General features: G+C 42.6%; 12 protein-coding genes. 11 read left to right on the top strand and 1 reads right to left on the bottom strand.

Annotation, left to right across the window (positions count from 1 at the left end):
- Positions 1 to 59 precede the first annotated feature (59 nt).
- From NYE63_RS20875 to aceA, 9 genes are all read left to right on the top strand, one after another.
- A complete protein-coding gene (locus NYE63_RS20875; protein WP_342602534.1) occupies positions 60 to 1301 on the top strand; it encodes a malic enzyme-like NAD(P)-binding protein in 1242 nt (413 codons plus the stop codon).
- Between the two features lie 5 nt (positions 1302 to 1306).
- Positions 1307 to 1936, top strand: a complete 630-nt coding sequence (locus NYE63_RS20870; protein WP_342602533.1) for a GntR family transcriptional regulator — start codon at positions 1307 to 1309, stop codon at positions 1934 to 1936.
- 90 nt (positions 1937 to 2026) lie between these two features.
- Positions 2027 to 2890 carry an acetyl-CoA carboxylase, carboxyltransferase subunit beta gene (gene accD / locus NYE63_RS20865; protein ID WP_063232724.1) on the top strand — a complete coding sequence of 288 codons (864 nt, stop codon included), beginning with the start codon at positions 2027 to 2029 and terminating at the stop codon, positions 2888 to 2890.
- A complete protein-coding gene (gene accA, locus NYE63_RS20860) occupies positions 2887 to 3885 on the top strand; it encodes an acetyl-CoA carboxylase carboxyl transferase subunit alpha (RefSeq protein WP_342602532.1) in 999 nt (332 codons plus the stop codon). Before accD ends, accA begins: the two co-directional genes overlap by 4 nt.
- A 279-nt stretch (positions 3886 to 4164) precedes the next feature.
- Positions 4165 to 5124: a 6-phosphofructokinase gene (pfkA, locus tag NYE63_RS20855; protein ID WP_342602531.1), complete on the top strand. Its 960-nt coding sequence runs from the start codon at positions 4165 to 4167 to the stop codon at positions 5122 to 5124.
- A 122-nt stretch (positions 5125 to 5246) separates the two neighbouring features.
- Complete coding sequence (gene pyk / locus NYE63_RS20850) at positions 5247 to 7007, top strand: pyruvate kinase (protein ID WP_342602530.1); 1761 nt, start codon at positions 5247 to 5249, stop codon at positions 7005 to 7007.
- 81 nt (positions 7008 to 7088) lie between these two features.
- Entirely contained in the window at positions 7089 to 7481 is a 393-nt protein-coding gene (locus tag NYE63_RS20845) for an FxsA family protein (protein WP_034309123.1), read from the top strand.
- Positions 7482 to 7861: 380 nt separating this feature from the next.
- Positions 7862 to 9454: a malate synthase A gene (gene aceB / locus NYE63_RS20840; protein ID WP_342602529.1), complete on the top strand. Its 1593-nt coding sequence runs from the start codon at positions 7862 to 7864 to the stop codon at positions 9452 to 9454.
- A gap of 46 nt (positions 9455 to 9500) precedes the next feature.
- On the top strand, positions 9501 to 10784 hold the full coding sequence (gene aceA, locus NYE63_RS20835) for an isocitrate lyase (RefSeq protein ID WP_063232729.1): 1284 nt from the start codon (positions 9501 to 9503) through the stop codon (positions 10782 to 10784).
- Between the two features lie 86 nt (positions 10785 to 10870).
- On the opposite strand, the gene ytvI is transcribed toward aceA, so the two are convergent.
- Entirely contained in the window at positions 10871 to 11995 is a 1125-nt protein-coding gene (gene ytvI, locus NYE63_RS20830) for a sporulation integral membrane protein YtvI (RefSeq protein ID WP_342602528.1), read from the bottom strand.
- Between the two features lie 193 nt (positions 11996 to 12188).
- Between ytvI and NYE63_RS20825 the strand changes: the two genes are divergently transcribed.
- A complete protein-coding gene (locus NYE63_RS20825) occupies positions 12189 to 12650 on the top strand; it encodes a DUF441 domain-containing protein (RefSeq protein WP_034309113.1) in 462 nt (153 codons plus the stop codon).
- Positions 12651 to 13189: 539 nt separating this feature from the next.
- Positions 13190 to 14305, top strand: a complete 1116-nt coding sequence (gene citZ, locus NYE63_RS20820) for a citrate synthase (RefSeq protein ID WP_076364762.1) — start codon at positions 13190 to 13192, stop codon at positions 14303 to 14305.
- Positions 14306 to 14310 lie beyond the last annotated feature (5 nt).

Below are 14310 nucleotides of genomic sequence, written 5' to 3'. Positions count from 1 at the left end.
GACCACTAGATTTCAGCATATAAGATTTGGTTTACCCAATTTGTTTTAGGAGTGAAACTATGACATTAAGAGAAGAAGCATTACATATGCACCGCTTGAATCAAGGAAAATTAGAAACAGTATCGAAAGTACCGGTAAGGAATGCAGTAGATTTAAGCCTGGCTTATTCTCCTGGTGTCGCAGAACCGTGTAAAGATATTTACGATAAGCCGGAAACCGTTTATGACTATACAATGAAGGGGAATACTGTTGCCGTTATTTCTGATGGAACGGCTGTGTTGGGACTTGGAAACATCGGCCCGGAAGCCGCTATGCCGGTTATGGAAGGAAAAGCCGTTTTATTTAAAAGCTTCGCTGGAGTGGACGCTTTCCCAATCTGTTTAAAAACGACGGATGTGGACAAAATTGTAGAGACCGTTAAATTACTCGAACCGACTTTCGGTGGAGTGAACTTAGAGGACATTGCCGCACCAAATTGTTTTGAAATTGAAGAACGCCTCAAGAAAGAAATGAATATTCCTGTTTTTCATGATGATCAGCACGGTACAGCCATTGTTACTGTTGCCGGACTTGTAAACGCGTTACGACTTGTGAATAAATCAATGTCGGAAATTAAAGTGGTAGCGAATGGAGCAGGAGCTGCGGGCATTGCCATCATTAAATTGCTTTATAGCTATGGAGTTCGTGACATTATCATGTGTGATACGAAGGGTGCCATTTATGAGGGCCGTTCGACAGGTATGAATGATACAAAAGAACAAGTGGCGAAAGTGACCAATCGAAATAAGGTTTCAGGACCATTGGAAACTGTCATTCAAAACGCTGATGTATTTATAGGTGTTTCTGCCGCAGGTGCATTGACAAAAGAAATGGTTTCTTCGATGAATCGGGATGCGATCATTTTCGCGATGGCTAATCCAGATCCGGAAATCATGCCGGAAGATGCGAAAGCAGCGGGTGCCAAGGTTGTTGGAACAGGCCGTTCGGATTTCCCGAATCAGGTCAATAACGTCCTTGCTTTCCCTGGGATTTTCCGTGGGGCCTTAGATGTACGTGCGACTCATATCAATGAAAAAATGAAGGTTGCTGCAGTACAAGCCATTGCCGGTTTAATACAGGAAAATGAATTAAACGAAGACTACGTTATCCCTGCTCCATTTGATGAGAGAGTAGCACCTGCCGTTGCGGCTGCTGTTGCCAAGGCAGCGATGGAAACGGGAGTGGCTAGAATTAATGTGGATCCCGAGGAAATTAAAGAAAAAACAAGGAAATTAGCGATCATTGGAAAAAGTGAGGAATAATTAATTTGGCAGGTCGTACTTCTTCATCCAAAATTTATCTCGATGTCGTTGAGAGCCTACGTAGCATGATTGAAGCGGACAGCCTCCTGCCGGGAGATAAAATCCCATCCGAACGGGAGTTATCGGATCGTTTTAATGTTGGCCGTTCCTCTGTCCGTGAAGCATTGCGTGCCTTAGAGCTATTAGGATTAATAGAAACAAGGCGTGGTGAAGGGACGTTTATCAGGGATTTCCAGGAGCATAAGCTAGTCGAGCTTCTGGGAACCTTTTTTTTGCAAGATAAAAAAGTACAAGAAGATTTGTCTGAGACGAAAAGGCTGATTGAAATTGACTGTTTGCGGATCGTCGCTTTTTTCGCTACGGCTGAGGATATCAAAAGATTAATGGCGTGGGTCAAAGCGGATGAGTTTCATGATGATGATTTCTTCTTAAGAATTGCCATTATGAATCGCAATCGTTTGCTGGAAAGAATTTGGCGCATTGTCAACAGCTATGCTAGAACATCAGAGATGGTACAGGGTAATGTGAAAAAAGAAGATTATCTGGCACTTCTTACATATTTGCTCGAACGTGATGAAGAAAAAGCCATCGAAACGTATCTTATTAGAATTAGAAATATGTCGAAGGACGAGTGACACCTTTTTACACGATACTAATTTTATTTCTGATATAGTTTGTACCAAGTATCATAAAATAGATAATTGGTGGTAAAGGGAGGATTAAGCTTGCTTAAAGAGCTATTTGCGAAGTCTAAGAAGAAATATGCAACGGTTCCTTTAGATCGGGAGAAACAAGATGTACCAGAAGGAATCATGACAAAGTGCACCGGCTGTAAAAAAATCATGTATACAAAAGAATTGGTGAAAAACAAGAAAGTCTGTCTGCATTGCGGGTACCATCATCCGATGTCTTCCCATGAGCGCATCGAATTTTTATTCGACGCGGGCAGTTTTAATGAGTTTGATAAAGAAATGATTTCAGTTAACCCGCTTGAATTTCCGGATTACTTGGATAAATTGGAAAAAGATAAGAAGAAAGCCAAGATTAATGAGGCTGTTGTCACAGGAGTGGGAAGCATCAATGGGTACCAAGTTTCATCAGCCATCATGGATTCGAATTTCCGGATGGGAAGCATGGGATCCGTTGTTGGGGAAAAAATTACCCGTGCCATTGAACGTGCAGCTGAATTGAAGATACCGTTCATCATATTTACGGCATCAGGCGGCGCTCGGATGCAGGAGGGTGTATTAAGCTTGATGCAGATGGCAAAGACAAGTGCGGCACTCAAGATGTTCAGCAATGAAGGCGGACTGATCATTTCAATGATGACCCATCCTACCACAGGTGGGGTTTCGGCAAGTTTCGCGTCACTTGGCGATATTAATCTAGCCGAACCTGGAGCCCTAATTGGTTTTGCGGGCCGAAGAATCATTGAACAGACGATCCATGAAGAGCTTCCTGAAGATTTCCAAACCGCTGAATTCTTGATGAAGCACGGCCAATTGGATGCGGTCGTCAAACGTACGGAAATGAAGGAAACATTGACGACGATCCTTAAAATCCATGCCCCGGGCGGTGAATGGTTATGATTTATGAATTAGAGTTTGAGCGTCCCGTTACGGACCTTAGAAATAAGATTAAAGAGCTAAAGGCAATTTCGAAGGATGCTGATGTAGACCTTACAGCTGAAATCGAAACATTGGAAAAACGTTTAGAGAAGCTGGAAGTGGATATTTATAACCATCTAAAACCGTGGGATCGTGTTCAGATTGCCCGGCATCCAGCCCGTCCGACGACGCTTGATTACATTCCCCTATTATTCAATGACTTCATCGAGTTTCATGGTGACCGTTATTATGGGGATGATGAAGCGATTGTCGCTGGAATCGCAGAATTTGATGGACTTGCCGTGACTGTCATCGGTCATCAACGAGGTAAAGATACGAAGGAAAACATCCGTCGAAACTTTGGTATGCCCCATCCTGAAGGCTATCGAAAAGCTTTGCGTCTGATGAAACAGGCGGAAAAATTCAACCGGCCGATTATCTGTTTCATTGATACGAAGGGAGCTTTCCCTGGTAAAGCTGCTGAAGAGCGCGGGCAAAGTGAAGCCATTGCGAAAAACCTTTTCGAAATGGCAGGGCTGAAGGTGCCGGTCATCAGTATTGTCATCGGTGAAGGCGGAAGCGGCGGTGCATTGGCACTTGGCGTCGGAGACCGAATTTTCATGCTTGAGAACTCAACATATTCGGTAATTTCCCCTGAAGGGGCTGCAGCCTTGCTTTGGAAGGATGCTTCTCAGGCTAAGAGGGCAGCGGAATCGATGAAAATCACGGCTCCCGACTTAAACCGCTTAGGAGTAATCGATGAGATCATTCCTGAAGTGAGGGGCGGCGCCCACCGGGATTCAAATTTACAGGCTGAAGCCATCAAGGAAATCCTGAAACGTTCATTCAATGAACTTCTACCATTGAATAGTGATGATCTTATCAACCAGCGCTATATGAAATTCAAGAAAATCGGTGAATATGAATTTGCAAAACAACCTGAGGGAGAACCTAAGGAAGTGGAACAGCATTCATAAACACATTTTGCAAAAGGAAAAACGTGCTGCCTGTGGCAACACGTTTTTTCATCCTTTCATGGGCGCATATGTATTCATTATCGAAACGAGTAAAGAATATGGTTTGTGTGTAGATTGTAAACTTTTACGCCATTTTACTTCAATTTCTGAAGATAATCGGTTAGGCTTATAACATCAAGTGTGCATAAGTGAAACAGTTACTGCTTATTGAAGCTTGAAAAAGGGTACAATGATATAACGAAGCTTAAAATTGATTAGTGCTGTAGAGAGGTGACATTTATGAAAAGAATAGGTGTATTGACAAGTGGAGGAGATTCTCCAGGAATGAATGCGGCAGTCCGAGCAGTTGTCCGGAAAGCAATTTTTCATGAAATGGAGGTTTTCGGAATTTATCATGGCTATCAAGGTCTGATAAATGGAAATATAAAGAAGCTTGAACTTGGGTCGGTCGGGGATATCATCCATAGAGGTGGCACGATGTTACATACGGCTCGCTGTCCGGAATTTAAGACGGAAGAAGGCCAGCTGAAAGCGATTGAACAATTGAATAAACTTGGTATCGAGGGCATCGTCATAATTGGTGGCGATGGTTCTTACCGCGGAGCGAAAGCTTTAACGGAAAGGGGTTTCCCTTGTATCGGAGTTCCTGGAACGATTGATAATGACATACCGGGTACGGACTTCACGATTGGTTTCGATACGGCCCTGAATACAGTCATCGATGCTATCGATAAAATTCGGGATACGGCCACTTCTCATGAAAGGACTTATGTGGTTGAAGTGATGGGAAGAGATGCCGGCGATATCGCGCTTTGGGCTGGATTGGCTGGCGGAGCTGAAACGATTCTTTGTCCTGAATATGAATATGATATAGAAGAACTGATTGGGAAGCTGAACCGCGGACATGACCGTGGGAAAAAGCACAGTATCATCATTGTGGCTGAAGGTGTTGGAAGTGCCGTTGATATTTCCAGGAAAATTGAGGCGAAAGCAGGATTTGAAACCCGTGTAACGGTCCTGGGCCATGTTCAGCGCGGAGGATCTCCATCGGCAAATGACAGGGTATTGGCAAGCCGGCTTGGAGCAAAAGCCGTTGAATTGCTTCTTGAAGGAAAAGGAGGCAGGGCTGTCGGGATAGAACAAAATCAACTTGTTGATTATGATATCATCGAAGCTCTTGCTAAACCGCATACAATTGACAAGAAGATGTATGATTTATCCTCTGAGCTATCCATTTAATCATATTGACCGATAGGAATTGCTTTTCAAAGAATTGGGTATTAAAAGAAGACATAAAACACTGCGCCCCTGTCTTCAAAAGGTGGACAGGCGGCGAGTTTTCCTTAAAGGAGGATGACACCATGCGTAAAACCAAGATTGTTTGTACGATTGGCCCCGCAAGTGAAAGTATAGAAAAGCTGGTTCAATTAATAGAAGCGGGGATGAATGTAGCACGGCTTAATTTTTCTCACGGAAATCATGAAGAACATGCCGCTAGAATCCGCAATATCAGAGAAGCGAGTGAAAAAGTGGGTAAACAGGTTGCCATCCTGTTAGATACAAAAGGGCCTGAAATACGGACGAATAATATGGAAAATGATTCTATGGAGCTTGTAGCCGGCAATGAAGTCATTATTTCCATGAATGAAGTCCTGGGAACACCTGAAAAATTCTCCATTACCTATGAAGGGCTTCTGCATGATGTCCACCCAGGATCTAAAATCCTTTTGGATGATGGATTGATCGGGCTTGAAGTGTTGAAGATAGATCAGGTAAGAAAAGAAATCCATACCAAGATCTTGAATAGCGGTACACTTAAGAACAAAAAAGGCGTGAATGTTCCTGGGGTTTCGGTAAACCTGCCTGGCATAACGGAGAAAGATGAACAGGATATCCTTTTTGGAATCGAACAGGGTATCGACTTCATTGCTGCCTCATTTGTACGTAGGGCTTCCGACGTGCTTGAAGTTAGTGAATTATTACAGCAAAATGGAGCGGAACATATTCAAATCATCCCTAAAATCGAAAATCAAGAGGGCGTAGACCGTCTTGATGAAATTTTGGAAGTTTCAGATGGTTTGATGGTAGCACGTGGAGACTTGGGAGTGGAAATTCCTGCAGAAGAAGTGCCATTAGTCCAAAAACAAATGATCAAAAAATGTAATAATGCAGGGAAACCAGTCATAACGGCTACACAAATGCTCGATTCGATGCAGCGTAACCCAAGACCGACCCGTGCAGAAGCAAGTGACGTGGCCAATGCCATATTTGATGGAACGGATGCAATCATGCTTTCTGGTGAAACAGCTGCTGGAACCTATCCTGTCGAAGCGGTGCAAACGATGCATAACATTGCTTCACGTGCTGAAACTGCCCTCGATTATCGGGATATATTATCAGTCAGAAGCAAAGTGAACCGTCATAATGTCACTGATGCTATTGGCCAATCCGTTGCCCACACCGCGCTTAATCTTAATGCAGGGGCAATCATCACCCCTACTGAAAGCGGTCATACGGCCAGGATGATTTCCAAATACCGCCCTAAAGCACCGATCATTGCGGTTACATCCAATGATCATGTTACAAGAGGGCTTGCATTGGTTTGGGGAGTCTATCCGCAGATTGGTCCAAAAGCAACGACTACCGATGAAATGCTTCAAACCGCAATAGATGAAAGCTTGCATTCTGGCTTAGTTTCCCATGGGGATTTAGTCGTCATTACAGCCGGTGTGCCTGTAGGTGAAACAGGTACGACTAACTTGATGAAAATTCATGTGTTAGGAGAGGTTCTTTTGAAGGCTCAAGGAATCGGCAGGAAATCAGCTAAAGGTGAAGTGGTTATCGCTAAGAATGCCAAGGAAGCTTTGGAAAAAGTGACGGAAGGCTCTGTATTGGTTACGATCGGTTCGGACCGCGAAATGATGCCGGCGATTGAAAAGTGTGCGGCCTTGATTACGGAAGAAGGCGGTTTGACAAGCCATGCAGCTGTTGTAGGAGTCACATTGGGCATACCGGTCATCGTTGGGGCGGAGGACGCGACCAAGGTTTTCAAGGATGGTCAAAGAATAACAGTCGATGCAGGTCGTGGAGTCATTTATGATGGACATGCCAACGTACTGTAAAACGAAATTTTGGCTGATTCCGTGCCAATGAGGTAAGATGGATGTACCGCACCAGAAATGGGCTGTGCAGGAGGAATGTAGATGAAATATTTTTTAATGTTTATCATTGCGATGCCGGTCGTTGAAATTATTGTCCTTTTGCTGTCAGGCAATCTGATTGGTTTTTGGCCAACGCTGTTCCTGATTGTAGCCACAGGTTTGATCGGAGCCTATTTGGCTAAACGGCAAGGGATGGAAACATGGAAAAAGGCACAGGAACAGATTCGTTACGGAATGATGCCAGGAAATGAAATCATTGATGGAATCTGTATCTTTATCGGAGCTGCACTGTTGCTGTCCCCTGGGCTCATATCGGATATCATGGGATTGATCCTTGTGTTTCCGCCAACCCGGAATCTCCTCAAACCGATTGTTATCCGATTTATCATGAACAGAATGAATAAAGGGAAAGTTACTATCATTAGGCATAAATAATATAAAGCTGTCTAAAGGCTCAAGCTTTTAGGCAGCCTTTTTGGTCTGGAAAAAAGGTCAAACAAAAGCATCCAAGTTTTTATAGGGTGCTTTTTTGCTTTTCATTGAAATGGGATTTTCAATGTAAATCGGATTTTGCCTGTTTCACCATTAAATGATGAATTCCACGAGAGTGAAAAAGTGTACAATAACAGGATTTTTAAATTATTAACCCCTTGAAAACATTGGTAAATCAGGCTTTTCCATGCTTGAAAATCTTTTTTTTAGATTTTTTAGAAAAAACTGGTGACAAATTTATACAACGTGTTATATAATACAAACAGGAAATAAAACAACTGTATTATAACATATAAAAGTTGGAAAGGATGTGGAGAGGCAACATGATTACGGAAGCAAAAGGCTTACAAATTACAGGCAACATTAAGCCAGGATATGATCAAATACTTACAGCGGAAGCTCTTCAATTCATCGAAAGGATTGAACGGCACTTCAGTGGAAGAAGGGCAGAACTTCTAGAACGGCGGAAAAGCGTTCAGGAAGAACTGAATCAAGGCAAGCTTCCTGATTTCCTTGAAGAAACGAAGCATATTCGTGAAAGTGATTGGACGATTGAGCCCCTCCCGAATGATTTGCAAGACCGCAGGGTTGAAATCACTGGACCTGTCGATCGTAAAATGATCATTAATGCCATGAACTCAGGTGCCAATGTATTCATGGCGGACTTTGAAGATGCCAATTCACCCACTTGGGAGAATTGCATTGATGGTCAATTGAATTTGCGCGATGCAATCCGCGGAACCATTTCATTTAAAAATCCAAATGGCAAAGTGTATGAGTTAAATGAAAGAACAGCTGTCCTAAAGGTAAGGCCACGCGGCTGGCATTTGGAGGAAAAACATGTCCTTTTGGATGGACAGCCTATATCAGCCAGCATTTTTGACTTTGGACTGTACTTTTACCACAATGCAAAAGCATTGGTCGAAAAACAAAGCGGCCCATACTTTTACTTACCAAAAATGGAAAGCCATCTCGAAGCAAGATTATGGAATGAAATATTCGTATATGCTCAGAACGATCTAAGAATTCCGCAAGGAACCATCAAGGCAACGGTCTTGATAGAAACGATTCTTGCTGCATTCGAAATGGACGAAATTCTGTACGAGCTGAAAGAACATTCGGCAGGCCTGAACTGTGGACGCTGGGATTATATCTTTAGTTTCCTGAAAAAATTCCGTCACTCGGAAGATGTTATCTTCCCAGACCGGCAGCAGGTCACGATGACCGTCCCGAACATGAGGGCGTATTCCTTACTAGCAATCAAAACATGTCACACTCGTAATGCTCCTGCAATTGGCGGGATGGCCGCGCAAATTCCTGTTAAAAATGACCCGGTTAAGAACGATGAGGCTTTTGCGAAAGTCCGGGCAGATAAAGAACGCGAAGCAAGAGACGGTCATGATGGAACATGGGTTGCCCACCCGGGTATGGTGAGCACGGCAAAAGAGGTTTTTGACCTGCTCGTCCCAAAACCGAATCAAATTTTCCGAAAACGGGAAGATGTCCATGTAACAGCTCAAGAATTGCTGACTGTACCGGAAGGAACGATCACAGAGGCAGGATTAAGGACGAATATTAACGTAGGCATCCAATATATCGCCTCTTGGCTAAGCGGCAGAGGGGCGGCACCCATCAATAACTTAATGGAAGATGCTGCAACCGCTGAAATTTCAAGGGCTCAAGTCTGGCAATGGATCCGTCATCCAAAGGGCATTCTCGAAGATGGCAGGAAAATAAACGAGGAATTATTCCATCAAATCAAAGAAGAAGAATTGGCGGTCATTAAATCGGAAGTAGGGGAAGAAACTTTCAAATCAGGAAAGTTTGAAGAGTCTACTAAACTATTTGAACAATTGATTGAAGCAGATGACTTTGCAGATTTCTTAACCAACGCGGCATACGAAAAATTATCTTAATATTCAAAATATATATATATATATTATAAATTAGGAGGAAATAATGATGATGAATGAGAGAGCGCAAAAATTACAACAAAGCTGGGAAAATGACTCACGGTGGACTGGTATTAAACGTCCTTATACGGCAGAAGAAGTTATTAAACTAAGAGGTTCCATCGATATTGAACAAACATTGGCACGCCGTGGTTCTGAAAAACTATGGAATCTATTGAATACAGAAGATTTCATCAACGCATTAGGAGCATTGACTGGTAACCAAGCCATGCAGCAGGTGAAAGCTGGTTTAAAAGCAATCTACTTAAGCGGCTGGCAAGTGGCGGCAGATGCTAACATTGCAGGGCAAATGTACCCTGACCAAAGTTTATATCCAGCCAACTCCGTGCCGCAAGTGGTTAAACGCATTAATCAGACACTTCAGCGTGCAGACCAAATCAGCTTTGCTGAGGGAAAAAATGATATCGATTGGTTCGCTCCAATCGTGGCGGATGCTGAAGCAGGCTTTGGTGGTTCCCTTAACGTTTTCGAATTAATGAAAGGCATGATCGAAGCTGGAGCGGCAGGCGTTCATTTTGAAGACCAGCTTTCTTCCGAGAAAAAATGTGGTCACTTAGGCGGTAAAGTCCTTCTTCCAACCCAAACGGCAGTACGTAATTTAGTTTCCGCCCGATTGGCAGCCGACGTAATGGGTACACCGACCATCTTGATTGCCCGTACGGATGCTGATGCCGCAGATTTGATCACCGATGATATTGATCCCGTCGATGCACCATTCATCACTGGTGAAAGGACCCCAGAAGGATTCTACCGCACGAATGCAGGTCTTGACCAAGCAATTGCAAGAGGCCTTGCTTATGCGCCGTATGCCGACCTTATCTGGTGTGAGACTTCTGAACCTAATCTAGCGGATGCTCGCCGCTTTGCCGAAGCAATCCATGCAGAGTTCCCGGGCAAACTGCTTGCTTACAATTGTTCTCCATCATTTAACTGGAAAGCGAAATTAAGTGATGAAGAGATTGCCAATTATCAAGTGGAATTGGGTAAATTGGGTTATAAATTCCAATTCGTTACACTTGCAGGCTTCCACTCATTGAATCACAGCATGTTCAACCTTGCTCTTGGTTATAAAGACCGCGGCATGGCTGCATACTCAGAACTTCAACAAGCGGAGTTCGCTAGTGAGCCTGACGGCTATACAGCAACACGTCATCAGCGTGAAGTGGGAACTGGTTACTTTGATGAAGTGGCACAAGTCGTTTCTGGTGGAACATCATCCACAACAGCACTTGCAGGTTCTACTGAAACAGAACAATTCGAGACTTCAAAATAATTTTAGCTAAAACCAAAGATCCGCCTTTTACCCAAGGCGGATTTTTAAATGGAAATGGGTAAATGCTAATAGATGTCTGGATTAACTTAAGTGGTTTTCTTTGTATCCCCGATGATGAAAGTCCATATGGCCTTGAAGACATTTGCACGCTGAAGTGTATTGAATATGACAAGTACGACAGGTCCTGCAATCAGCCCTAGGAAACCGATCAATTTGAAGCCGATGAACAAGGCGATGAGAGTGGCAAGCGGATCCAAACCAATACTGGAAGAAAGTACTTTTGGCTCTATTAACTGACGCTGGACAACGACGATTATGTAAAGGACGGATAAACCGACTGCAAGACTTGTATTCCCGGCGATGAATTCAAAGATGATCCAAGGAATGAAAATCGTACCTGTCCCTAAATAGGGAATGATATCGACCAGTCCGCATATCAGGGCAATGGTAATTGAATAATTCACCCCCAAAATGAGAAATCCGATTAAAATCGTGACAGTCGTCAATGAAACAAGAGTGAATTGTGCACGGATAAACCCGAACAAAGCCCGTTTTAAGTCCCTGAATAAACGCTTGGCACCCGCAAAAATCTTATCAGGCAACACTTTTCCGGTCATGCGGCCAAAGGTATCCCAATCTTTGCTGATGAAGAAAGTGCCCAGCAGGGTAAAAAGGAGTGCTGTTGCTGTAGTTGGGAACCATCCGATGATTGTGGGAATGTTCTTCAAGAAAGCTTGAATGAAGCCGCTTACTCCGGTTGTGATGGATTCACCGATATTTTGGATGTTCTTGAGGACTGTGTCTTGCTGTTCGATATCTAAATTATTGAACATGGCAGCTATTTGTTTATATAAAGGGATGACGGTGGAAGCGATGTATGTTTCTATATAATCCACGATGGTTTCAATGTGTTTCGGGATGACTCCGGCAAGGTAATTGGTCCCTGAAATGATTTCGGTAACCAGTAAGGTGATAAGACCCGCAAATAAAAGGAAAATGAGTAAAAGGGAAACGAATACAGCCAAACCCCGTGGCAGCCTTCCTTTCCTTTCGAAAAAAGTGACCAGAGGATTCATCAAGAAAGCGATTATCAAGGCAATGATGAATGGATATGTATATTTAGATAAATAAAACAAGGCAATTCCACCTAAAATTATCCCTCCGACGACCAGTAAAGAGCGAATGAAACGATACATATATACCGGATTCAAGTCATATCCTCCTTCAATCATAAAGTTTGTATTATAATTGTAACGATGATGGAAAAGAAAGGAAAGATTCTTTCATCTTTCGGCTTAACTTTTTTCCGCCGATGCATCGTTCCATAAATCATATTTCTCCTAGGAAACAGGAGAGTTTGTTATGTTAAAATAACAAAAACAGAAGGAAGAAGGTGAAGGGATATTGATCAACGGTCCTGTCGTATTTTTAATTCTGCTTGCTGCAATCGGTTGGTTTGGGAAAAATACCTCACTGATCATGGCTGCGGGTTTTCTTTTAAGCATGAAACTGATTGGCCTCGACGCTAAAGTTTTTCCATACCTGGAAGCGAAAGGAATCAACCTGGGCGTTACGATCATTACGATTTCCGTACTCATACCCATAGCAAACGGGGCGATAGGTTTCAAGGAACTCGGAGACGCGATAAAATCTCCTTATGCCTGGATTGCGCTGGCATCTGGAATAGCGGTTGCGCTCATAGCAAAAAATGGGATTACGCTCCTATCACATGATCCGCACATTACCACGGCTCTTGTTTTTGGGACGATTCTGGCGGTCGCATTATTCAAAGGTGTGGCTGTCGGTCCGTTAATCGGGGCGGGAATTGCTTATTTATGCATGCAGATCTTCAATTTTTTTAAATGAAGTGAGTCGCAAAGGGTAGAAAAGTCTGTCAGTAACGGGAATGTAAATTTTCTATTTAATGTTTCGTTTATTCTGCTTGGAGGCAAATTTTCAAAAAAACGTTTTGGATCGCATTAAAAAAAGCAAGAGAAGATGTAGCTAATTTTTCTAATAAAATAATAATTTTTTCACATTTTAAGTGCTTTTCATTCCCAAAAAAGTGTTTATTGTTTATAATAATCATGTAACTGCTCTGATTTATTAAAATTGGGATTCAGAATATCATTGATATTTTTGAGGAATCTTAAAAAAAAGATGTAGTTATTGAGCAAGCGCTCACTAGGAATAGCTACAAGCATTATTTTTAGAATTTCTTATTAAAGATTATCGTACATTTTACTATTGTTGGGGTCATATTCTGTGAACGCTTCCAATACAAGATGTATGTCTTCTGCTAAAAAATAGATGGTTGTTTACAATAGCTAATTTCTTGGAAGCGCTATATTTATACGCTAAAAGCAAGGGCATAGGGGAATATTTAGGAAAAGGAGAGATTTAGTATGACAGCAACAAAAGGTCTTGAAGGTGTGGTAGCAACAACTTCATCAGTTAGCTCCATTATCGATGACACATTAACGTATGTAGGTTATGACATCGATGATTTGGCTTCAAACGCAACATTCGAGGAAGTAATCTATCTTTTATGGCACGGAGCTCTTCCGAACAAAAGCCAATTAGAAGAATTAACTAAACAACTTGCTGAAAATGCTGAAATTCCAGCTGAAGTGGTTAATCACTTCAAAACATACCCAATTGATAAAGTACATCCAATGGGAGCTCTTCGCACTGCAGTATCTCTTCTTGGTCTTTATGATGAAGAAGCAGATGTGATGAGTGAAGACGCTAACTATCGTAAAGCCATCCGCATCCAAGCAAAAATCCCTACATTGGTAACAACTTTCGCTCGCATCCGTCAAGGGAAAGAAGCTGTTGCTCCGCGTACAGATTTAAGCTTTGCTGCTAACTTCTTATATATGTTAAGCGGTAACGAACCAACGGCAATCGAAGAAGAAGCATTCAACAAAGCATTGGTTCTTCATGCTGACCATGAATTAAACGCTTCTACATTCACTGCACGCGTTTGTGTGGCTACATTATCTGATATCTATTCTGGTGTTACTTCTGCCATCGGCGCTTTAAAAGGCCCACTTCACGGCGGAGCTAACGAACAAGTCATGAAAATGCTTACAGACATTGGTTCAGTTGAAAACGTTGAGCCATATATCAACGAAAAATTAGCCAATAAAGAAAAAATCATGGGCTTTGGCCACCGTGTATACCGTAAAGGTGATCCTCGTGCTAAACACCTTAAAGAAATGTCACAAAAACTGACTGAACTTACTGGACAACCGCAATATTATGATATGTCCATCAAAATTCATGAAATCGTAACCGGTCAAAAAAATCTTCCGCCAAACGTGGATTTCTATTCTGCTTCCGTATACCACAGTTTAGGTATCGAGCATGACCTATTCACACCAATCTTTGCTGTAAGCCGTGCTTCAGGCTGGATCGCTCATATCCTTGAGCAATATTCAAACAACCGCCTTATCCGTCCGCGTGCAGAGTATGTTGGACCAGGTATGCAAAAATACGTACCGATTGAAAAACGCTAATTAAA

The sequence above is a fragment of the Peribacillus sp. FSL E2-0159 genome (assembly GCF_038643155.1).
Classification (GTDB): domain Bacteria; phylum Bacillota; class Bacilli; order Bacillales; family DSM-1321; genus Peribacillus; species Peribacillus simplex.
Note: the sequence above shows the minus strand (reverse complement) of the source record. Positions and strands in the feature narration are given on the sequence as shown.